Source organism: Rosettibacter primus (assembly GCF_036860675.1).
GTDB lineage: Bacteria > Bacteroidota > Ignavibacteria > Ignavibacteriales > Melioribacteraceae > Rosettibacter > Rosettibacter primus.
The window spans coordinates 582,250-603,227 of the sequence record NZ_JAYKGK010000001.1 but is presented as its reverse complement, the minus strand read 5'-3'; the positions used below and the strand labels follow the sequence as shown (position 1 = coordinate 603,227).

General features: G+C 30.1%; 17 protein-coding genes. 13 read left to right on the top strand and 4 right to left on the bottom strand.

The window, feature by feature from the left end; translation table 11 throughout:
- Window positions 1-2 precede the first annotated feature (2 nt).
- Window positions 3-689, top strand: coding sequence for a response regulator transcription factor (locus VJY32_RS02520; RefSeq protein WP_353676300.1), 687 nt, complete (start codon window positions 3-5; stop codon window positions 687-689).
- A 163-nt stretch (window positions 690-852) separates the two neighbouring features.
- Entirely contained in the window at window positions 853-1,716 is an 864-nt protein-coding gene (locus VJY32_RS02515; RefSeq protein ID WP_353676299.1) for a sensor histidine kinase, read from the top strand.
- Here the strand turns inward: VJY32_RS02515 and VJY32_RS02510 are convergent.
- From VJY32_RS02510 to VJY32_RS02500, 3 genes are all read right to left on the bottom strand, one after another.
- The gene (locus tag VJY32_RS02510) at window positions 1,713-3,992 is read right to left on the bottom strand and encodes a TonB-dependent receptor (RefSeq protein WP_353676298.1); all 2,280 of its coding nucleotides are present in this window, start codon (window positions 3,990-3,992) and stop codon (window positions 1,713-1,715) included. The genes VJY32_RS02515 and VJY32_RS02510 overlap by 4 nt on opposite strands.
- 137 nt (window positions 3,993-4,129) lie before the next feature.
- Window positions 4,130-4,333, bottom strand: coding sequence for a PGPGW domain-containing protein (locus VJY32_RS02505; protein WP_353676297.1), 204 nt, complete (start codon window positions 4,331-4,333; stop codon window positions 4,130-4,132).
- 32 nt (window positions 4,334-4,365) lie between these two features.
- Complete coding sequence (locus VJY32_RS02500; RefSeq protein WP_353676296.1) at window positions 4,366-6,471, bottom strand: prolyl oligopeptidase family serine peptidase; 2,106 nt, start codon at window positions 6,469-6,471, stop codon at window positions 4,366-4,368.
- A gap of 394 nt (window positions 6,472-6,865) precedes the next feature.
- On the opposite strand from VJY32_RS02500, the gene VJY32_RS02495 reads away from it, so the two are divergent.
- The 3 genes from VJY32_RS02495 (at window position 6,866) to VJY32_RS02485 (ending at window position 13,166) form a co-directional block, all read left to right on the top strand.
- Window positions 6,866-8,152 carry a Glu/Leu/Phe/Val family dehydrogenase gene (locus VJY32_RS02495; protein ID WP_353676295.1) on the top strand — a complete coding sequence of 429 codons (1,287 nt, stop codon included), beginning with the start codon at window positions 6,866-6,868 and terminating at the stop codon, window positions 8,150-8,152.
- A gap of 89 nt (window positions 8,153-8,241) precedes the next feature.
- The gene (locus VJY32_RS02490; protein WP_353676294.1) at window positions 8,242-9,975 is read left to right on the top strand and encodes a PEP/pyruvate-binding domain-containing protein; all 1,734 of its coding nucleotides are present in this window, start codon (window positions 8,242-8,244) and stop codon (window positions 9,973-9,975) included.
- Entirely contained in the window at window positions 9,969-13,166 is a 3,198-nt protein-coding gene (locus tag VJY32_RS02485) for a PEP/pyruvate-binding domain-containing protein (protein ID WP_353676293.1), read from the top strand. Before VJY32_RS02490 ends, VJY32_RS02485 begins: the two co-directional genes overlap by 7 nt.
- Here VJY32_RS02485 and VJY32_RS02480 read toward each other — a convergent pair.
- Window positions 13,158-13,970 (bottom strand): metallophosphoesterase family protein, encoded by an 813-nt coding sequence (locus VJY32_RS02480; RefSeq protein WP_353676292.1) that lies wholly within the window; start codon window positions 13,968-13,970, stop codon window positions 13,158-13,160. The two genes, VJY32_RS02485 and VJY32_RS02480, sit on opposite strands and share 9 nt — an antisense overlap.
- A 211-nt stretch (window positions 13,971-14,181) precedes the next feature.
- Between VJY32_RS02480 and hisG the strand changes: the two genes are divergently transcribed.
- The 8 genes from hisG to hisIE are packed head-to-tail and all read left to right on the top strand — an operon-like array spanning window position 14,182 to window position 20,920.
- Window positions 14,182-15,051, top strand: coding sequence for an ATP phosphoribosyltransferase (gene hisG / locus VJY32_RS02475; protein ID WP_353676291.1), 870 nt, complete (start codon window positions 14,182-14,184; stop codon window positions 15,049-15,051).
- Window positions 15,048-16,331, top strand: a complete 1,284-nt coding sequence (gene hisD / locus VJY32_RS02470) for a histidinol dehydrogenase (RefSeq protein WP_353676290.1) — start codon at window positions 15,048-15,050, stop codon at window positions 16,329-16,331. The genes hisG and hisD overlap by 4 nt, the downstream gene beginning before the upstream one ends.
- On the top strand, window positions 16,328-17,377 hold the full coding sequence (hisC, locus tag VJY32_RS02465; RefSeq protein WP_353676289.1) for a histidinol-phosphate transaminase: 1,050 nt from the start codon (window positions 16,328-16,330) through the stop codon (window positions 17,375-17,377). Before hisD ends, hisC begins: the two co-directional genes overlap by 4 nt.
- The gene (hisB, locus tag VJY32_RS02460) at window positions 17,374-18,255 is read left to right on the top strand and encodes an imidazoleglycerol-phosphate dehydratase HisB (protein ID WP_353676288.1); all 882 of its coding nucleotides are present in this window, start codon (window positions 17,374-17,376) and stop codon (window positions 18,253-18,255) included. The genes hisC and hisB overlap by 4 nt, the downstream gene beginning before the upstream one ends.
- On the top strand, window positions 18,252-18,839 hold the full coding sequence (gene hisH / locus VJY32_RS02455) for an imidazole glycerol phosphate synthase subunit HisH (protein ID WP_353676287.1): 588 nt from the start codon (window positions 18,252-18,254) through the stop codon (window positions 18,837-18,839). Before hisB ends, hisH begins: the two co-directional genes overlap by 4 nt.
- Window positions 18,833-19,552: a 1-(5-phosphoribosyl)-5-[(5-phosphoribosylamino)methylideneamino]imidazole-4-carboxamide isomerase gene (gene hisA / locus VJY32_RS02450; RefSeq protein WP_353676286.1), complete on the top strand. Its 720-nt coding sequence runs from the start codon at window positions 18,833-18,835 to the stop codon at window positions 19,550-19,552. Before hisH ends, hisA begins: the two co-directional genes overlap by 7 nt.
- Window positions 19,542-20,297 (top strand): imidazole glycerol phosphate synthase subunit HisF, encoded by a 756-nt coding sequence (gene hisF, locus VJY32_RS02445; RefSeq protein ID WP_353676285.1) that lies wholly within the window; start codon window positions 19,542-19,544, stop codon window positions 20,295-20,297. The genes hisA and hisF overlap by 11 nt, the downstream gene beginning before the upstream one ends.
- Complete coding sequence (gene hisIE / locus VJY32_RS02440; RefSeq protein ID WP_353676284.1) at window positions 20,294-20,920, top strand: bifunctional phosphoribosyl-AMP cyclohydrolase/phosphoribosyl-ATP diphosphatase HisIE; 627 nt, start codon at window positions 20,294-20,296, stop codon at window positions 20,918-20,920. The genes hisF and hisIE overlap by 4 nt, the downstream gene beginning before the upstream one ends.
- Window positions 20,921-20,978: the final 58 nt, after the last annotated feature.

Below are 20,978 nucleotides of genomic sequence, written 5' to 3'. Positions count from 1 at the left end.
TTATGGCAAAGATACTTTTAGTAGACGACGAAAAGGATATTATCGAATTTCTTCAATATAATCTCGAAGCCGAAGGCTTTGAAGTAATTTCAGCTTGTAATGGAATTGAAGCACTTTCAAAACTTTCTGAGAATCCTGATTTAATTGTTCTGGATATTATGATGCCAAAGCTCGATGGTTACGAAACTTGCAAGAGAATTAGAAGCAGCAAAAATCATAAACACACTCCTATTATATTTTTGACAGCTAAATCTTCTGAAATCGACGAAATACACGGTTTAAACATTGGAGCTGATGATTATATTCAAAAACCTATTTCTCCTAAGAAATTAATTGCAAGAATAAAATCGAATCTTAGAAAAACGGAAATCAGTGAAAAAGATAAGATTGGTGAAAATGAGATAAATATTGGTCCACTGAAAATTAACAAGGATGAATATACTGTATTTGTTGATAATAAAAAAGTTGTGCTACCAAGAAAAGAATTTGAATTGCTTGCTTATCTTGCTTCAAATCCAGGAAAAGTATTTGACAGAGAAAAAATTTTATCAGATATATGGGGCAACGATATAATTGTAGTTGAAAGAACAATTGATGTTCATATTAGAAAAATAAGAGAGAAATTGGGTAAACATGCAGATTTAATAGAAACAATTAAAGGAGTTGGTTATAGATTCAAGAATATATAAAAAAATTAGTCATTTTATATTTCGTTCAACTGATTATTTAATCCCTTTAATAATTTTTTATTTCTTGTTTTTATTAATTCTTTTTATTTCCAACCTTAATATTTCACAAATTGTTTTCATCTCTATTTTTACATTCTTATTTATATTTATTTTGATATTATACTTGGCAAAAAAAAGAGAATTAGAAATTGATATTATAACCAGAACAATTAATTATATAAGAAAAAATAAATATTCATCTTCAGAAGAAATTCATTTACCAAAAAATTTAGCAGACCTTGAAGATGAAATTCGTAAGATGTTTTTAAAAGTTAAGAATGATATAAATCATTTAAAAAAATTAGAACGCACAAGAACAGAATTTTTGGGTAATGTTTCTCATGAATTAAGAACTCCAATTTTTGCAATACAGGGATATATTGAAACTTTACTTGACGGTGCTATTGATGATAAAAAAGTTAATAGAACATTTTTACAAAAGGCTAATCAACACGTTATTAATCTTAATAATTTGTTGAATGATTTAATTGATATTTCTATGATTGAATCAAAACAAATGAAAATGAGTTTGAGGTATTTTCAAGTTGCTCCATTCCTTGAAAACATAATAAATGAAATGAAACCTTATGCTGAAAAGAAAAATCTTGATTTAGTATTATTGCCAATAAATAAAAGTCTTGAAATTTTTGGTGATAAAGAAAGATTAAAACAGGTAATGAATAATTTAATTACTAATGCAATAAAATATACTGAAACCGGCAAAATTGAAGTTGGAGTTGATGAATACGAGAAGGATGCAAGAATATTTGTTAGGGATACGGGAATTGGAATTGACGAGAAAGATTTAAATCGAATTTTTGAAAGATTTTACAGAGTTGATAAAAATCGTTCAAGAGATATGGGAGGAACAGGACTTGGCTTGGCTATAGTAAAGCACATTGTGGAAGCTCATAATTCAAAAGTGGAAGTAAAGAGTAAATTAGGCAAAGGAAGTGAATTCTCTTTTGTGCTTAAGAAGTTAGTTTAGAATTCAAGTGAAATCCCGATTGATGGCAATATACCAATTGACGTTGTTTCGTCGATAGTTTTTGTTTTTTGGTCCCATCTAATGCCGCTTAAATTTCTTCTGTTATATATATTCTGAATATCAATATAAGTAATTAGTGTCCAACTATTAATTAACCATCTTTTGTCTACTCTCACATCGAGAGAATGAAAAGATTTTAATCTTCTTGAATTATATTGATTAACATTCTGCAGACCATTATCATCAAATGGTGTATATGGCCTTCCTGAAGCATATCGGAATTTCATACTTAATTCCCAGAACATATTAAATCTATATCCGCCAGCAATATTGAAAATCCAATTCTGATCATAACTGCTGCTTCTTTTAATTCTATCTAATGCAATGAAGTCCGATTTCGAATAAGTTAAACTTAAAATCCCATATAAAGGTATGTCGGAAATTTTTTTCTGAATTGATAATTCTAATCCTTTTACATTCCCTTCACCAGCACTAATTAAAGGGTCAAGTCCAAAAGAGGAAAAATTATCATCACTCCCTGAAAAACCCGCACCTGTATTTGCTAAAACAAGATATTGTCTGATTAAACTTGCTGGATAGTTTGAATAATTTTTAAGAAAAGTTTCGATTTTTAATTCTGCATCATTCCTAAATAAATAATTAATACCAAATACATACTGATTGGTTTTAATCGCAGTTAAATTTTTATTTTGATTGTTTGATATCAGCCAGATATAAGATGGTAATTGTCTATAAATTCCTGCACTAAAATTAAAGCTGAACATTTCATTTAATGAATATGATGCTGAAAATCTCGGACTAATATAATTTTTTTTGTTAATGCCATTGAAATAGTCATATCTTAAACCAAGATTGGTTAGGATTTTTGGAGTTAATAAAAAATTAAAATTGATGTATGAACCATTCTTTAGAAAATTATTTTTTTCATTAAGAGATAATGAAGGCAATATTTCACCAAAAGTAGTTTTGAATGATGGGAAATATATGTCACTATTAAATTCTATTAATTTGATTGCAGCACCAAAATTCATTTCAATTTTTTTTGAAAATTTATGAACAACATCAAGCTGAAAATTATTTTCTTCTTCTCTGGAAATATTTTTAAATAGAGGTTGTAGTAATGAATCTTTCTGGACGTAATCAAAGTCAGTAAAATTTCTATAATACTTCAAATTCATATAACCATTGCTGAAAACTCTACGATATGATAATCCTGCAATATATTGATTTTGATTACTCCCTAATATTCTCGAATTATTTATTATTTTTTCTTTGTCATCGTTGAAAAATTTTACTTTATCAAATGCTCCTATGAATAAGAAGTTGATTGTGTTAATATTATCAATTTTATAATCCACTTTTGTTAATAAATCATAATATTCGGGTACGAAAGAAAATCCAGCAGCTTTGAAAATAAAATCTAAATAACTTCTTCTTGCAGAAACAATAAAAGATGAATTTTTATTTATTGGTCCTTCAATGTTTAATCCAAACATAGATGCTGAAATAGTTGCTTTTCCTTTTATTCTGCTGTCATTTCCTTCGCGTAAATTTATGTTAAGGGTAGATGATATTTTATCTCCATACATTACTGAAAATCCACCAGTAGAAAAATTTACTTCATTGACGAAATCAAGATTGATGTAACTTATAGGTCCTCCTGTAGAACCCTGAGTCCCAAAATGATTGATATTAGGAATTTCAAAACCATTAACAACATAAAGATTTTCAGATGGGGCTCCTCCACGAACTATTAAATCGTTTCGTCCTGCATCTGCTTGAGAAATTCCTGGTAATACAGATAAAGCTCTGATAACATCTTCAAAACCTCCAGGACTTCTTCTCAATTCTTCATTAGATAGTTTTCGCAGGCTTACAGGTTCAATTATATTTTTGTCAAAATAATTTGCCTGAACAATTATATTATCAAGTTCTATCGTTTCAGGAGCAAGTTCAAAATTAACTTGAGTTGTTGAATTGGGTTTAACTATAATATCAGTTTTAATAACAGATTTGTAACCTATTATTGATGCCTTAATTCTATATATATTCGGAGGTACATTTTTGATTGTGAATTTTCCTTCTAAATCGGTAGAAGCTCCAATATTAGTCTCTAAAATTATTACATTTGCTAAAGGTAATGGTAATTGTGTATTAGCTTCTACTACATATCCTTTAATTTCACCATAATTCTGTGATGAAATTTTTGTAGAAATTAACAGTCCACAAGTAATTAATAAAATAATATTTCTCATATTGATTTTTTCAGTTTGTTTGATTATAAAAACTAAAATCTCAATGAAAAAGTTTCGTAAATAATAAAAGTATCATTCAAAGTGGTTTTTACGGTAGCAATACAAAGACTTTCGTTTGAAGTTAATGATGATGATTTTTACTTACTAAAAATTTTTTTTAAAATCTTTTTTACTTTTTCATGCATTTGTTTTGCCCACTGATATTCTGTTCCAAGTATTCCCAGACCTGCAGGAATAATCAAATAAGCAGGACCTGGCACAATAATCATGATGATACCAATTATTAATAATATACCTCCAACGATACTGATTATTATCTTTTTAATTTTTCTTTTCCTCATAGTATAAATTTTCATAATGGGGAAAAATTAAATTAATAATTTGGATTTATACCAAGATTGAAAAACATAAATGACCATAAATCTGTATAGAGTTCAATTGATTTTGATGTGCTTGTACCTGCACCGTGTCCCACTTTAGTTTCAATGCGAATTAATGTTGGATTTTTACCAGTATTTTTTTCTTGAAGAGTTGCAATATACTTAAATGAATGAGCAGGGAATACACGGTCATCGTGATCAGCAGTTGTAACAAGTGTAGCAGGATATTCAGAATTTTTAATGTTGTGAAGTGGAGAATATTTTAATAGATATTCGAATTGTTCTGGATTATCACTTGAACCATATTCTGAAACCCAGGCCCAACCTATGGTGAATTTATGAAAACGCAGCATATCCATTACACCAACCATTGGAAAAGCAACTTTGAATAATTCAGGCTTTTGATTAATTACTGCTCCAATTAATAAACCTCCATTCGAAGCTCCTTGAATAGCAAGTTTATCAGGTAAAGTATATTTATTCTTAATTAACCATTCTGCTGCTGCAATAAAATCATCGAATACATTTTGCTTATTGTTTAACATCCCAGCTTTGTGCCATTCTTCACCATATTCATTTCCACCGCGTAAACATGCTAAAGCAAATACAAAATTATTTTCTAAAAGTGGAATTCTTGGAATTGAAAAAGTTGGTTGCTGCGAAATATTAAAACCTCCATAAGCATAAAGTAATGTGGGATTATTTCCATTTAATTGTAATCCTTTTCTGTGAACAATGAATAGCGGGATTTTTGTACCATCTTTGCTTTTATAAAATATTTGCTTCGTCTCATAGTCCTCCATATTAAATTTTATGTTAGACTTTTTAAATAAAGTTGATTTATTGTTTTTAACATCGTATCTGTAAATTGTTGGAGGATATGTGAAAGATGTAAATGTATAGAAAGTTTCTGTATCTTTATTTTTCCCTGAAAAGCCGAAGACGGTTCCTAATGTGGGCAATTTAACATCGTAAAGATAATTACCGCTTTCAGTGTAAACTGAAACTTTACTGCTTGCATCCTGTAAGTATGTAACAATTAATTTCCCTCCAATCCGAGAAACATTTTGAATAACATTTTTTGATTCAGGGATTATAGTTTTCCAGTTTTCTTTAGAAGGATTTTTAAGGTCAATTAAAATCAGTTTATTATTTGGAGCTTGATAATTTGTAAGTACTAAAAATTTGTCATCAATATTGTCGATAAAATTATATTCAGCTTCGAAGTTGTCAATTAATTTTATTATTGAAGAATTAGCAGAAAGATTTTTATACCATAATAAATTGTAAGATGACGACCCTTCTGAAACAGAAATTATTAAATATTTTTCATCATCAGTAACATTTACACCAAATAGTCTTTTGGGATTTTCTTTGTCTTCAATAATTAATTCATCCTGAGTCTGAGGAGTGCCAACCTTATGATAAAAGATTTTCTGAAATTGATTGGATTGTTTTAATTCTTCACCAGATTTTGGTTCATCATATTTAGCATAAAAGAAACCGTCTTTATACCATGCATTACCTGAGAATTTTGACCATAAAATTTTATCCTCAAATAATTTTTTTGTAGAGACCTCCATTATATAAAACTCGCGCCAATCAGAACCTCCTCTTGATATTCCATAACTTAAATATTTATTGTCATTAGAAAAAAAGATTCCTGCTAGTGAAACAGAACCATCCTGTGAAAGTTTGTTTGGGTCAATTAAAACTTCGGGTTCTCCATTAATTCCTTTTTGTATGTAATAAACATTTTGTTCTTGCAATCCATCATTTTTTGAATACACATAATAGTCCCCAACTTTAAAGGGAGTACTGTATCTTTCATAGTTCCATAATTCTGTTAATCGTTTTTTAATTTTATTTCTGTATGGAATATTTGATAAGTAATTGTTTGTTAATTTGTTTTGAGCTTCAATCCATTGTTTTGTCTCTTCAGAATTTAAATCTTCAAGCCAGCGATAAGGGTCTGCAATTTTTACTCCATGATATTCATCTATATGATTTATTTTTTTTGTTACGGGGTATTGTAAGTTTTGTGCTTTCAGATAAAGTGAAAAATAAACACAAAATATTATCAGTAAAGCTCTTTTCATATTATTTCTCCAAAGTTTTATATACAGGAGATTATTTAACTACAAGATAGAATTCGTTCAGAAAAAATCCAAACTTTAATTTTACTTAAATTGAGTTATGATGTCTGTAAATATCATTTTTTAAAAAAATATTTTACTATTTGAGAAAGTTAGGTATTTCTAAAAATTATCAATAATAATTAAGAAATAAAATTTAATAGCATAATTTTCTTAAATGATTTTTTGTAACATGCTAAAATTAAGAAATCATTCTGTGTGTAATTAAGTTTTTATTTATTTTGCTTTATGATATTCTCTCTCTATTTTTCGTTCATAAGAAAAATAAGTTAAGTCATTAATTACAAATAATATGTGTTGATGACTTAAAAATTCAATAAAAAATTTTGAGGAATTTATGAAGTCAAAAGAATTCAATCCATTCGAAATGGCACAAGCACAATTTGACAAAGTAGCAGACATGTTAAATTTAGATGAAGCTACTCGTCAGTTATTAAGATATCCTTTAAGGGAATATCATTTTAGCATACCTGTTAAAATGGATGATGGAACAACAAAAATATTTAGAGGATTTAGAGTTCAGCACAATGATGCAAGGGGACCATCAAAAGGTGGTATTCGATTCCATCCTCATGAAACAATTGATACAGTAAGAGCACTTGCAATGTGGATGACTTGGAAATGTGCTGTTGTAAACATTCCGCTTGGTGGTGGAAAAGGTGGAGTTATATGCGATCCACATCATTTGAGTATGAAAGAACAAGAACAGATTTGCAGAGGCTGGGTTCGTCAAATGGCTAAAAATGTTGGACCTGTTAACGATGTCCCAGCTCCTGATGTAATGACCAACGCTCAGCACATGCTCTGGATGCTTGATGAATATGAAACTATCTACGGCGGTAAATATCCTGGATTTATTACTGGCAAACCTGTAGGCATGGGAGGTTCATTAGGTAGAACAGAGGCCACTGGTTATGGTGTTATTTTCACTTTAAGAGAAGCACTAAAAGAAATGGGTATTAAAATTGAAGATACAACTATGTCAGTTCAAGGCTTTGGCAATGTTGCTCAGTATGCAATAGAACTTTATCAACAATTAGGCGGTAAAGTAATTGCAGTCGCAAGCTGGGATGAACAAGACCAATGTGCTTATACTTTTAGAAAGATGAGTGGAATTGATAAAGATGAGCTGTTAAAAATTACTGATAGATTTGGTGGAATAGATAAAAATAAAGCTAAAGAAATTGGTTATGAGGTTTTAAGTGGGGAGGAATGGATTGAACAAGAAGTTGATATTTTATTGCCAGCTGCTCTTGAAAACCAGATTCACGCAGATAATGTCACTAAAATTAGCAAGAAGGTTAAAATAATCGTTGAAGGTGCAAATGGACCTACAACACCAGATGCAGACAAAGTAATTCAGGAAAGAGGAATTTTCTTAATACCTGATTTTTTAGCTAATGCAGGTGGTGTAACATGCAGTTATTTTGAACAGGTTCAGTCAAATATGAACTATTATTGGGAAAGAGATGAAGTACTAGGTAAACTTGATGTAAAAATGACATCAGCTTATTTGGCTGTTAGTGAACTCGCAAAAAAGAAAAATCTCTACATGCGTGATGCAGCCTATATTATTTCTGTTAGCCGTGTGGCTCAAGCTTGTAAAGATAGAGGCTGGGTATAATTTAATATTTATTTTAAGTTTAGCCAAGGATTGAATTTTTTCAATTCTTGGCTTTATTTTATTCTCAAGAAATTATTTCAAAAATTCTGATGAATGAAAATATTATTGAACAATTTGATAGAAGATTATTAGAACCTCAAAAAACTCACTTCTTTATTGGGGAAGGTTCATTTGGAGGGAAAGCCGGTGGATTAATTTTTATTGAAGAAATTATTCGTAAAGAAATTAATATTTCTAAATTCCCTGATATTGTCATTTCAGTTCCGAGAATGATTGTTTTGCGCACAAAAGTTTTTGAACTGTTTATGTCCCGCAATAATTTATATGATTATGCATTAAATGAAAAATCAGATGTAAGAATATTGGACCGTTTTTTAAAAGCTGATTTTCCTGTAGAATATCTGGGTGATTTATACTACTTCATTGACAAAATAAAAACGCCTTTAGCAGTTCGTTCTTCTGGCTTGTTGGAAGATGCTAAATTTGAACCATTCGCTGGAGTTTATGCAACCAAGATGATACCTAATAACCAACAAAGTACAGATGTTCGTTTCCAAAAATTAATTGAAGCAATTAAGTTTGTTTATGCATCCACTTATTTCAAAGTTTCAAAAGATTATTTTAGAATATCAACTCATAATATAGAAGAAGAAAAGATGGCTGTTATTATTCAGGAAGTTGTAGGTCATAAATATGATACAAGATATTATCCGAATTTTTCTGGAGTTGCACGTTCGTATAATTTTTATTCCATTGGTAAAACTAAACCTGAAGATGGCATTGTTAATTTAGCCCTTGGTTTAGGTAAAACAATTGTTGATGGGGGTATAACATGGTCCTATTCTCCAGCTTATCCAAAGTCTTCATTTGTCTTTGGCAGCCCACATGAATTATTAAAACTCACTCAAACTGATTTTTGGGCAGTAAACTTGAGTACTATTATTCATTACAATCCGGTTAGAGAAACAGAATTCCTTATTAAATGCAATTTAAAAGATGCAGAGTATGACAGTACTCTAAAATTGATTGCATCAACTTATAGTTACTCAGAAGATAAAATTATAATTGGAACAGAAACTAAGGGACCAAGGATTATTAATTTTACACCGTTGTTATACTTTAACGAATTTCGTTTTAATGATTTAATAAAAGAATTATTAAAAATATGCCAGGATGCTTACAACTCACCAGTAGAAATTGAATTTGCCTGCACACTAAATCCAAAGATATGTAAAATGGATTTGGGATTCTTACAGATACGACCAATTGCAATTTCTAATGAGGTTGTAGAAATTAAAGATGATGAAATGATGAGCGATGATATTTTAATAGCTTCAGAATGTGTTTTGGGTAACGGGATTAAAGAAAATATTTTTGATATTGTTTATGTGAAACCTGATAGTTTTGATAAAAAATATACAACTCAAATAGCTAAAGAAATCGAGATTATCAATAAAAAACTTGTTAAGAATAATTTGCCTTATTTATTAATTGGTTTTGGGAGGTGGGGCAGCAGTGACCCTTGGCTTGGTATACCTGTTATATGGAGTCAAATTTCTGGGGCAAGTATAATTGTTGAATCCACATTACTTAATATCGATGTAGAGTTAAGTCAAGGTTCTCACTTTTTTCATAATTTATTGAGTTTCAATGTGTTCTATTTTTCAATAAATTACAAAGGTAAATACAAAATAGATTGGGACTGGCTAAAGGTTCAGGAGATTGTAGAAGAGAAAAATTTTGTTTCTCATGTTAAACTAAAAAAAAGTATTTTAGTAAAAGTAGATGGAAAAACAGGGAAAGGAATCATTAAGAAATGTTAAATGGACATAAGCCGGATGATAATCTTATTCTGCAACTTCAAGAAAGAACAAAAGAACTAAATTGTTTATATACAATAGAGGATAATCTTAATCGTTCCGAAATATCTTTGCGCCAAGCTTTTCTTACAGTGCTTGATGCAATTCCAGCAGGATTTCAATATTCTGAATATTGTAAAGCTAAATTAGTGTATGGTGATATTGTTTATCAAACTTCTGAATTTGAAGAAACGCCATGGGTAATTAGTACTGATATTATAGTCCAGGAAAAAGTTGTAGGGCAAATACTTGTTTATTATACTAAAGAAGTACCAATGGTTGAAGGTAGTCCTTTCCTAAAAGAGGAAAAAAGATTACTTAATACAATTGCTGAAAGATTGGGTCATTTTATACTTCACCAAAAATTAAAAAGTGTTTTTGAGGAATTACAAAATGCAAGAAAAGATATAGGTAAAACAATTAGAGGAGAATGGAAAATTGTTTTAGATATGATACGAAAGACTGATCCTAATCTTTTTATGAGTTTAATGAGAAAACTTCTTAATCTTTTGTGCTGGAAAGGGATTGAAGAAGCAGAATTATTAATGAAACATTCAAATATACCAAGAAGGATTAGAGTTGGATATAATGATAGTGATACACAGGATGAAAATAAACCAAGCAAAGTTGAAAAGATTATTAATTATGACGAATATGTTGAAACCATTCAGAGATTAGCTGATGATAATTTACCTGATGAAGTTATACTTAATAAAATTCAAAAATGGATTCAGGAAGATAAATCAAGTGCATTGATTAAAGTTGTTGATAATCAGGATACTTCTTTAACAGAAATAGCAGATGCTTTGCGCAAATATTATCATTTAGCTCCAGAAAAATTTGAATTGCCACCGTCTACTATTAAAGGCTTGCGTGTGTCCTTGCTCCGTCGATTTTTTACTGACCAGCTTAATTTTATTTCAATTGCCAAAGAGTATGTTAAATTAACAGATTTTTATAAGTTAATTGATAAGATGATCTTCCCGCCAGGAAGTCACGGCAAACTTGGTGGTAAGAGTGCAGGCTTATTTATAGCATCTCATATTCTACAAAAAGAAGCTGAAAACAATGACTTATTGAAAAATATAAAAGTTCCTAAAACATGGTATATAGCTTCGGATGGCATTCTTAATTTTATGCAATATAATAACTTAGAAGAGGTTCTTGAACAAAAATATAAGGAAATTGATGAGGTAAGAATTGAATATCCTCATATCGTTCAACTCTTTAAAAATTCTGAATTTCCTCCTGATATAGTAAAAGGATTATCAGTTGCTTTAGATGATTTTGGTGATAGACCTTTAATTGTGAGAAGTTCAAGTTTACTTGAAGATCAGATGGATGCCACATTCTCTGGGAAATATAAAAGTTTGTTTCTTGCAAATCAGGGAACAAAGCAGCAAAGACTTGCTTCGCTTATGGATGCGATTGCAGAAGTTTATGCTTCCACATTTGGACCTGACCCAATTGAATATAGAGCAGAAAGAGGATTACTGGATTTTCACGAAGAAATGGGCATAATGATTCAAGAAGTTGTAGGTACAAGAGTGGGAAATTATTTTCTGCCTTCATTTGCCGGCGTTGCTTTCAGCTTGAATGAATTTAGATGGTCTCCAAGAATTAAAAGAGAAGATGGTTTGGTTCGCCTGGTTCCAGGCTTGGGTACTCGTGCAGTAGATAGATTAAGTGATGATTATCCAATTCTTATTTCTCCAGCTCAACCAAATTTAAGAGTAAATGTTTCGCCAGAAGAAATGTTAAGATATTCTCCTAAGCATATTGATGTGATTAATTTGAAAACAAACGAGTTTGAAACAATATCGATTAAAAAATTTCTTGAAGAAACAAATAATATTTTTCCTTCTTTTGAATTAGTTTTTTCAGTTCTACAAGGGAACATAATACGTCAACCTATGACTTTTGAATTTGAGGACCCATCAAAAGAATACATTGTTACATTTGATGGATTATTTTTGAAAACAGATTTTCTCAAAAAAATTGATATGATTCTAAAAACTCTTCAGTCAAAAATGAAAACACCAGTTGATGTGGAATTTGCTTGTGACAGCAAGGATTTTTATTTACTTCAATGTAGACCGCAAAGTCGTTCAAGAGAAACTGCTATTGATATAATTCCCAAAGATGTTCCTGTTGATAAAATTCTTTTTACAGCTAAAAAATTTGTGTCAAACGGAAGAGTTCCTGAGATTACTCACATTGTTTATGTAGACCCAATAAAATACAATGAAATTTCTGAAAGAAATAAATTGATTCAAGTTGGCAGAGCAGTAAGCAGACTAAATAAACTATTACCCAAGAGAAAATTTATTTTAATGGGACCTGGCAGATGGGGTAGTCGTGGTGATATTAAATTAGGCGTTAGTGTAACTTATTCCGATATTAACAATACTGCAATGTTAATTGAAATTGCACGCAAAAAAGGGAATTATGTCCCGGAAGTTTCTTTTGGAACTCATTTTTTCCAGGATTTAGTTGAATCGAATATTAAATATCTTCCACTTTATCCTGATGATGATGGGATTATATTCAATGAAGAATTTTTGACTCAATCAGAAAATATTTTCGAAAATCTTTTACCTGAATACTATTACCTGCAAGACACTATAAGAGTGATTGATGTAGTAAAATCTACTGGTGGGATGGTTTTACGTGTATTGATGAATGCTGAATATGATGAAGCAATTGCAATGTTTGTTACTCCATCTATGGATATTCAAATTGAAAAAGAAATTAAAGAAAGTGTGAATTTTCATCCAAGCGACCACTGGCGCTGGAGAATGAAAATGGCTGAAAAAATTGCTTCTGAACTTGATGGTGAAAGATTTGGTGTTAAAGGTATTTATATATTTGGCAGTACCAAAGATGCTGTTTCTGGTCCAGCGAGTGATATAGATTTAATTGTTCATATAGATAAAGAAAAATGCAAAAAATATGAACTCGAATTATGGTTTGAAGGATGGTCTTTATGTTTGAGTGAAATTAATTATTTACGAACTGGTATAAAAACTCAAGGATTACTGGATGTTCATTATATAACGGATGATGATATTGAGAATAAAACAAGTTATGCATTAAAAATCAGCGCATTGACTGAAGCTGCTCATCCATTGAAATTAAAATCTAGGTCAAATTAAAATTCGTTCTGCATTCTCTAAATTATCAATATGAAATTTTATAATCGATAATTCTTCTCCATCATGAGCTCCATTAAAACTTATTGTTCTGCCTATTCTATCTTTCCATTTACCAGTTATTCTTGTTGATTCGTGAATATGACCATGCAATGTTAAATATGGCTGCTTTTGTTCAATAAATTTTCTAATAGCTTTACTGCCTACATGAGAATCCAACACAATACTACTGCCAATTCTGTCTAAATTTGTTTTATAAGGAGGAGCGTGAAATAAAAATATTGAATTAGAATGATTTTCAATATTTGCTAACTTTTCTAAATCATTTTGAATTGTAGATAATTTTTCTTCATCAGAAATTTCGACTGTTCGTTTACCCATCTCAGGCGGTATACAACCTTTTTTAATTTCATAATTAATGTCATACTTTTCCCAATCTTTTAATAAAAATGGTGTAGGTGGAGAATAATTGTAACCATAGATTTTGTAATTATCTAATTTTATTTTCTTAAAATGAATATAATTCCATAAATTTTCTTTGCTAATATTTTCAATGATTTCTTCATAAATTCTTTCATCATTATTCCCAAGAATTAAATATATCTGTGGATATCTTTCTGATAGAAAATTTTTTATTCTTTTTAGATTTGGAACTATGTAATCCATTAAAAAATTTTGAGTGGAATGATGAGAAAGTATATCACCTGTCAAAAATAAAATATGAGGTGGTTCTTGAATAATTAAGTTAAATAATTTTTCATACCTTGATTTATGACCGTGTAAGTCAGATGTAAAATAACAGAGCATTTATAATTCCTAAAAAATATTTTTGTTTCTTTATTAAAGTTTTCTAAATTTACAACAAAAATTTACAAGACTTATGAAAAATTTAGTATATCATCATATCCACCATTATCATCTACTTCCTGAGAGAAGCGCCGGTATACTATAAATTAAATAATAAATTTTCAATAAGACCCCGGCGCATGTCGGGGTTTTTTGTTATATGGAGTGAAATATGTTAAATGGAAATTTAAAATTAGCTTTACAAAAAAGAGGAAGATTAACCGAGAAATCACTTCAACTTCTGCGTAACTGCGGACTTGATATTGAAGATTATTCAGAAAGGTTAATAATTACAACACGTAATTTTGAACTTGATATTTTATTCTTGCGTGATGATGATATTCCAGAATATGTAAGTGATGGAGTTGCAGATATTGGGATTGTTGGTGAAGATGTTTTATATGAAAGAAATGTAGAAGTTGATGTAATTCGAAAATTAGGTTATGGCAAATGTAATTTATCTTTAGCTATTCCAGAAAATAAAACGCTCAACAACATATCCGAACTCAATGGGAAAAGAATTGCTACTTCTTATCCAAATCTTTTAAAAAAATTTCTTGATGAAAATAATATTAAAGCAACAATTGTCGAGATTAGTGGTTCAGTAGAAATTGCACCATCACTTGGAGTAGCAGATGTAATTTGTGACCTTGTTTCAACAGGAAATACTCTTAAGCTGAATAAGCTTAAAAAATCATTTGATGTTTTTTCTTCTGAAGCAGTTTTGATTAAGAACAAATTTATTGATAATGATGATAACAAAAGTTTATTGTTGAATAATTTATTGGTTAGAATAGATTCAGCTTTAACTGCAAAAACATCAAAATACTTAATGATGAATGCCCCTAAGTCTTCACTCGAAGAAATTGAAAAAATAATCCCTTCACTTAAAAGTCCAACTATTCTTCCTTTAGCTGATCCTACAATGGTTGCAGTTCATGCAGTAATACCTGCAGAACAATTTTGGGAGATTTATCAAAAACTAAAAAGTGCTGGCGCTTCAGGAATTTTAATTTTACCAATTGAAAATATGATATTATGAAAATTGTTGATTACAAAAATCTTAATGTAAAACAGATTGAAAAATTATTAAGTCGTCCTGCTATTAAGACAGCAGAGATTTATGAACAAATTCGACCAATAATTCAAAATGTAAAGAATAAAGGAAGAAGTGCAGTAATAAAATATGCAAAAAAATTTGATGGCTTAAGAGACGAAAATATTCTTATTGACAGGAATGAATTATCAAAAGTCGAAAGAAAATTATCACGCGATGTTCGTAAAGCAATAATCACTGCTGCAGATAATATTTTTAAATTTCATGAAAAGCAGAAGAAAAATGAATATGAGATTGAAACAATGCAGGGCATAAAATGCTGGCGTAAATCTGTTCCGATTGAAAATGTTGGTTTATATGTTCCGGGTGGTAGTGCAGTTTTAGTTTCGACAATGTTGATGCTGGGAATACCTGCAAAAATAGCTAATTGTAAACGAGTAGTTGTTTGCTCTCCAGTTAAAAATGAAATTAATCCTGCTTTGGCATTTGCAGCAAGAATTTGTGAAGTAGATGAATTTTATAGAATAGGCGGTGCTCATGCAATTGCAATGATGGCTTATGGAATCGAGGATGTAAAGAAAGTAGATAAAATTTTTGGTCCCGGAAATCAATTTGTAACAGCAGCTAAAACACTTGTAAGCATTGACCCTGATGGCTGTGCAATCGATATGCCTGCAGGTCCAAGTGAAGTTTTGATAATTGCAGATGATTCTGCAGAGAGTTCTTTTGTTGCAGCTGACTTATTATCACAAGCTGAACATGGTGAAGATTCTCAGGTAATTTTAGTTACGACAAGTAAAGATTTAGCAGAACAGGTATTAATTGAATTGAAAAATCAACTTCAGTTATTGCCTCGAAAATTAGTTGCAGAGAAATCTCTTAATAATTCAAGAATCATTTTGGTTCAAAATCTTGAAGAAGCAATTGAAATTAGCAATAGATATGCACCGGAACATTTGATATTGGCAGTCCAGAATCCAAATAAATTAATAAATAAAATAGTTAATGCAGGTTCTGTTTTTATTGGAAATTATTCACCAGAAAGTGCTGGTGATTATGCATCTGGAACTAATCATTCATTGCCAACATATGGATATGCAAAGTCGTATGGTGGAGTTAATGTAGAATCATTTATGAAGTCTATTACATTTCAAAAATTATCTAAAGATGGACTAAAGAAAATTGCTCAAACAGTAATTACTCTTGCAGAGGTTGAAGAACTGCAAGCTCATGCAAATGCAATAAAAATTAGGTTAAATAAATGAACATAGAAAAATTAGTAAGAAAAAATATTTTGGAACTAAAACCTTATACTTCTGCTCGCCAGTCGCATTCTGAAGGAATTCTTCTTGATGCAAATGAAAATAGTTTTGGAACAGTTTTACCTGAAGAAGATTTTTGGGGTGTTAATCGTTATCCGGACCCATATCAAAAGATAATGAGAGAAGGTGTAAGCAAGTTTTTAAATATTCCTGTTGAAAATTTATTCTTTGGTGTAGGTTCAGATGAAATAATTGATTTAGCTATAAGAATTTTTTGCCAGCCTTCAATTGATAACGCAATTGTTTGCGAACCAACTTACGGTATGTATAAAGTTGCATGCGATATAAATCAGGTAGAAGTTATTAATGTTCCATTGACAAATGATTTTAACATTGACATTAATGCAATTGAAAAAGCAGTAAATGAAAGAACAAAAATTCTATTTTTATGTTCGCCTAATAATCCCACTGCAAATTTGCTTGATAAAGAAAAAATTCTTGAGTTGACAAAAAAATTAAACATCATTGTACTTGTTGACGAAGCTTACATTGACTTTGCTCAGAATGAAGGTCTGATTAAATATACACTTGAATTCCCTAATTTGATTGTAATGAGAACATTTTCAAAAGCCTGGGGAATGGCTGGTGTTCGTTGTGGTTTTTGTGCTGCTTCAAAAGAAATTATTAATATATTTTTCAAAATAAAATTACCCTATAATATTAGTAAACTTACAGCCGAAGCAGTAACACTTGCTCTTCAAAACATTGATAAAAGAAATGAATACATAAGAATGATTTTAAAGGAAAGAGAAAGAGTATATTCTTCATTAAAATCAAATAAAAAAATATTAAATGTGTTGCACTCTGATTCAAATTTTATTTCTTTTAAGGTAGAAAATCCAAAAGAAGTTTATAATTATCTCGAAAAAAATAGAATTATTATTCGCGATAGAAGCAATCAATTTAATTTTGCCGGTTATCTAAGAGTTACAATCGGAACACCTGAAGAAAATAATTTATTTCTTGAAAAGCTTAATGAGATATTATGAAAAATATTTTAATTGATTCAGAACTTTTTAATCCGTCAAACAAATTAGCAAAGGGACTAATTAGTTCATTAAAAAAATTATCAGAATATTCATTTCAAATCTTTGCTGATAAAGATAAAATTGATAGAACAGTTTTGGACATTTTAAAACTGGAAGGAATTAAAATTAATCCTGCGAAAAAGAACAGTGACTATCTTGAAATTAGAATTAAAGGAAAATCTTCCGATAACAAAATTGTAATTTCTAAAAACAAAATAAAAAATATTGAAGAGGCGGTCGATAGAATAATTAAGAACTTGCGTTCTGCCGAGATAAAAAGGAAAACAAAAGAAACAGATATCACAATTAAACTTGAACTTGATGGCGAAGGAAAAGCTGAAATAGAAACTGGAATTGGATTCTTCAATCATATGATTGAACAAATTGCCCGTCATGCAAATTTGAATTTAACTGTTGAGGTAAAAGGAGATTTGAATATTGATGAACATCATACAATTGAAGATACTGGAATTGCTCTGGGAGAAGCATTAAGAAAAGCACTCGGTGATAAAAAAGGTATCAAAAGATTTGGATTTATGCTGCCAATGGATGATTCAGTTGCAGTATGTGCAATTGACCTAAGCGGGAGGAATTTTCTCAATTTTAATTGCAAATTTCAAAGAGAAAAAGTTGGAGAGTTTCCGACAGAATTAACAGAAGAATTTTTCCGCGGTCTTACAATTGGATTAATGGCAAATATTTATATTAAAGCAGAAGGAAAAAATGACCATCATAAAATTGAATCGATATTTAAGGCGTTTGCAAAAGCATTAAATGAAGCTTGCAGAATTGACCCAAGAGCAAAAGGATTATTGCCATCAACAAAAGGGAAATTATGATTGCTGTAATTGATTATGGAGCTGGTAACATTCAATCTGTAGTTAATGCATTGAGCGACATAACAACAGATTTCATTGTAACAAATAAAGAAAGTGATTTGCTGAAATGTGAAAAAATTATTTTTCCAGGAGTTGGTGAAGCATCTTTTGCTGTAAAAAAATTGCATCTTCTAAATTTATTTACAATGCTTCGAATAATTAAAAAACCTTTGCTTGGAATTTGTCTTGGTATGCAAGTATTATGTGATAAATCAAAAGAAGGAAATGTAAGTTGCCTGGGAATAATAAATACTACCACAGAAATGTTTGATGCATCCAAAGTTAAAGTGCCACATATGGGCTGGAACAAAGTTGAAGTGATTAAAGAAAGCAAGTTATTTGATGGAATAGAAAACAACTCATATTTTTATTTTGCTCATTCATTTTATGTCCCATTAAATGATTTTACAGTTGCAAAATCAAATTATGATATTGACTTCTCAGCTGCCTGTGAAAAAGATAATTTTTATGGTATTCAATTTCACCCTGAAAAATCTGGAAGCAATGGATTAAAAGTATTAAAGAATTTTATTGAAAAATGTTAATCATACCAGCTATTGACATATTGAACAATAAAGTTGCTAGACTCACGAAGGGAGATTTTAATCAAGCAACTTACTATGATACAACACCATTAAAAGTTGCTGAAAGATATAATTCTGCAGGTTTCAAATGGGTTCACATAGTTGACCTTGCAGCTTCTATTGATGGAAAAATTAGCATTCTTCCAATTATTCAACAGATAAAAGAAAATACAAAATTGAAAATTGAATTTGGCGGAGGAATAAGAAATGTTGAACAGGTCAATCAATTGATAAGCGCTGGCGTAGATAAAATAATTATTGGTTCTCTTTCTATTACTGATAAAACAGAATTTGAAAAAATTATTGATAAGTTTGGCAAAGAAAGATTTATTGTTGCAATAGATTCAAATAAAGAAAAAATTCTTATTAAAGGATGGACGCAACATAGCGGCATCTCAATTTACGAACATATTCAATATTGTTTTGAACGAGGAATAAATACATTTTTATGCACAGATATAAGTCGTGATGGAACACTTAGCGGGTCAAATAAAGAATTGTATGAAAAAATTTTGAATCAATTCCCGGATATAAATTTAATTGCTTCTGGTGGAATTGGTTCTTTACACGATATTTTAATACTCTCAAACATAAACTTATATGCAGTAATTGTAGGCAAAGCAATTTATGAAAATAAAATTAAACTGGGGGATTTAATAAAAATTGGTAGCTAAGCGTATAATACCGTGTCTTGATGTGAAAGATGGTAGAGTTGTCAAAGGAGTCAATTTTGTTAATTTGAAAGATGCAGGTTCAGCAGTTGAGTTATCACAAAGATATTATGAAGAAGGGGCAGATGAACTTGTGTTTCTTGATATTACTGCAACAGAAGAAAAAAGGAAAACTTTGATTGGACTTGTGCGTGATGTTGCAAAAGTTTTGAGAATCCCTTTTACTGTCGGTGGAGGAATTTCTTCTCTAAAAGATATTGAAGAATTATTAAAAGCAGGAGCTGATAAAGTATCTCTCAACTCATCAATTGTAAGAAATCCAGATTTAATTACTCAAGCTGCCAAACAATTTGGTTCGCAGGCTGTTGTTGCGGCAATTGATGTTAAAGTTGTAAATGGAATTAAAAAAGTTTTCATCAAAGGTGGGAAAGAAGAAACTCAGCTTGAAGGGTTTCAATGGTGTAAGAGAGTTAATGAACTTGGAGCAGGAGAAATTTTATTGACTTCGATGGACCATGATGGAACTCGCAAAGGATATGATATAGAGTTTTTGAAAAAAGTAGTAGATTCAGTTACAATTCCTGTAATTGCAAGCGGAGGTGCAGGGTCAAAAGAACATTTTCTTGATGCATTTAAAATTGCAAATGTTGATGCATGTCTCGCTGCAGGTTTATTTCACTATGGAGAATTAAGAATTAATGAACTAAAAAATTATCTTAAAGAAAATAATATAAATATAAGATTATGATAGAAATAAACTCGATTGATTTCTCAAAGAATTCTGGACTTGTTCCTGCAATTGTTGTAGATAATTTTACCGGTCAGGTTTTAATGCTTGGATATATGAATCAGGAAGCTCTTGAAAAAACTATTGATACAAAACTTGTAACATTTTATAGCAGAACAAGAAAAACATTATGGACTAAAGGAGAAACATCAAAAAATTATTTGCATTTAATTGATATCAAAACAGATTGCGATAATGATACACTTTTAATAATTGCTAAGCCTGATGGACCAACATGCCATCTTGGAAATTATTCATGTTTTGGCAATGAAAAATTAAATACAAAATTTCTTGAATATCTTTTCGAATTAATTAAAGAAAGAAAAGAAAAATTACCGGAAGGTTCTTATACCACTAAATTATTCCAGAGCGGTTTGAACAGAATAATTCAAAAAGTTGGCGAAGAAGCTGTTGAAACAATTATTGCTGCAAAGAATAAGGACAGAAATGAAATTATAAATGAAATATCAGATTTAATTTATCATCTCTTAGTAATGCTTGTCGAAGAAAATATTGAACTGCAGGAAGTTTTGAATAATCTAATTGAAAGACATTATCAAAAACAAAAAAATAATCCCGACTAAAATCTTCAATTAAACTTCCGATAATTTTATAAAAAATCTACTCCCTTATTAATTGAGA

Bases quoted from the DNA above. Each gene is read 5' to 3' on its own strand.
- VJY32_RS02520 (WP_353676300.1), top strand. From the start codon at position 3: ATGGCAAAGATACTTTTAGTAGACGACGAAAAGGATATTATCGAATTT.
- VJY32_RS02510 (WP_353676298.1), bottom strand. From the start codon at position 3,992: ATGAGAAATATTATTTTATTAATTACTTGTGGACTGTTAATTTCTACA.
- VJY32_RS02505 (WP_353676297.1), bottom strand. From the start codon at position 4,333: ATGAGGAAAAGAAAAATTAAAAAGATAATAATCAGTATCGTTGGAGGT.
- VJY32_RS02500 (WP_353676296.1), bottom strand. From the start codon at position 6,471: ATGAAAAGAGCTTTACTGATAATATTTTGTGTTTATTTTTCACTTTAT.
- VJY32_RS02495 (WP_353676295.1), top strand. From the start codon at position 6,866: ATGAAGTCAAAAGAATTCAATCCATTCGAAATGGCACAAGCACAATTT.
- VJY32_RS02490 (WP_353676294.1), top strand. From the start codon at position 8,242: ATGAATGAAAATATTATTGAACAATTTGATAGAAGATTATTAGAACCT.
- VJY32_RS02485 (WP_353676293.1), top strand. From the start codon at position 9,969: ATGTTAAATGGACATAAGCCGGATGATAATCTTATTCTGCAACTTCAA.
- VJY32_RS02480 (WP_353676292.1), bottom strand. From the start codon at position 13,970: ATGCTCTGTTATTTTACATCTGACTTACACGGTCATAAATCAAGGTAT.
- hisG (WP_353676291.1), top strand. From the start codon at position 14,182: ATGTTAAATGGAAATTTAAAATTAGCTTTACAAAAAAGAGGAAGATTA.
- hisD (WP_353676290.1), top strand. From the start codon at position 15,048: ATGAAAATTGTTGATTACAAAAATCTTAATGTAAAACAGATTGAAAAA.
- hisC (WP_353676289.1), top strand. From the start codon at position 16,328: ATGAACATAGAAAAATTAGTAAGAAAAAATATTTTGGAACTAAAACCT.
- hisB (WP_353676288.1), top strand. From the start codon at position 17,374: ATGAAAAATATTTTAATTGATTCAGAACTTTTTAATCCGTCAAACAAA.
- hisH (WP_353676287.1), top strand. From the start codon at position 18,252: ATGATTGCTGTAATTGATTATGGAGCTGGTAACATTCAATCTGTAGTT.
- hisA (WP_353676286.1), top strand. From the start codon at position 18,833: ATGTTAATCATACCAGCTATTGACATATTGAACAATAAAGTTGCTAGA.
- hisIE (WP_353676284.1), top strand. From the start codon at position 20,294: ATGATAGAAATAAACTCGATTGATTTCTCAAAGAATTCTGGACTTGTT.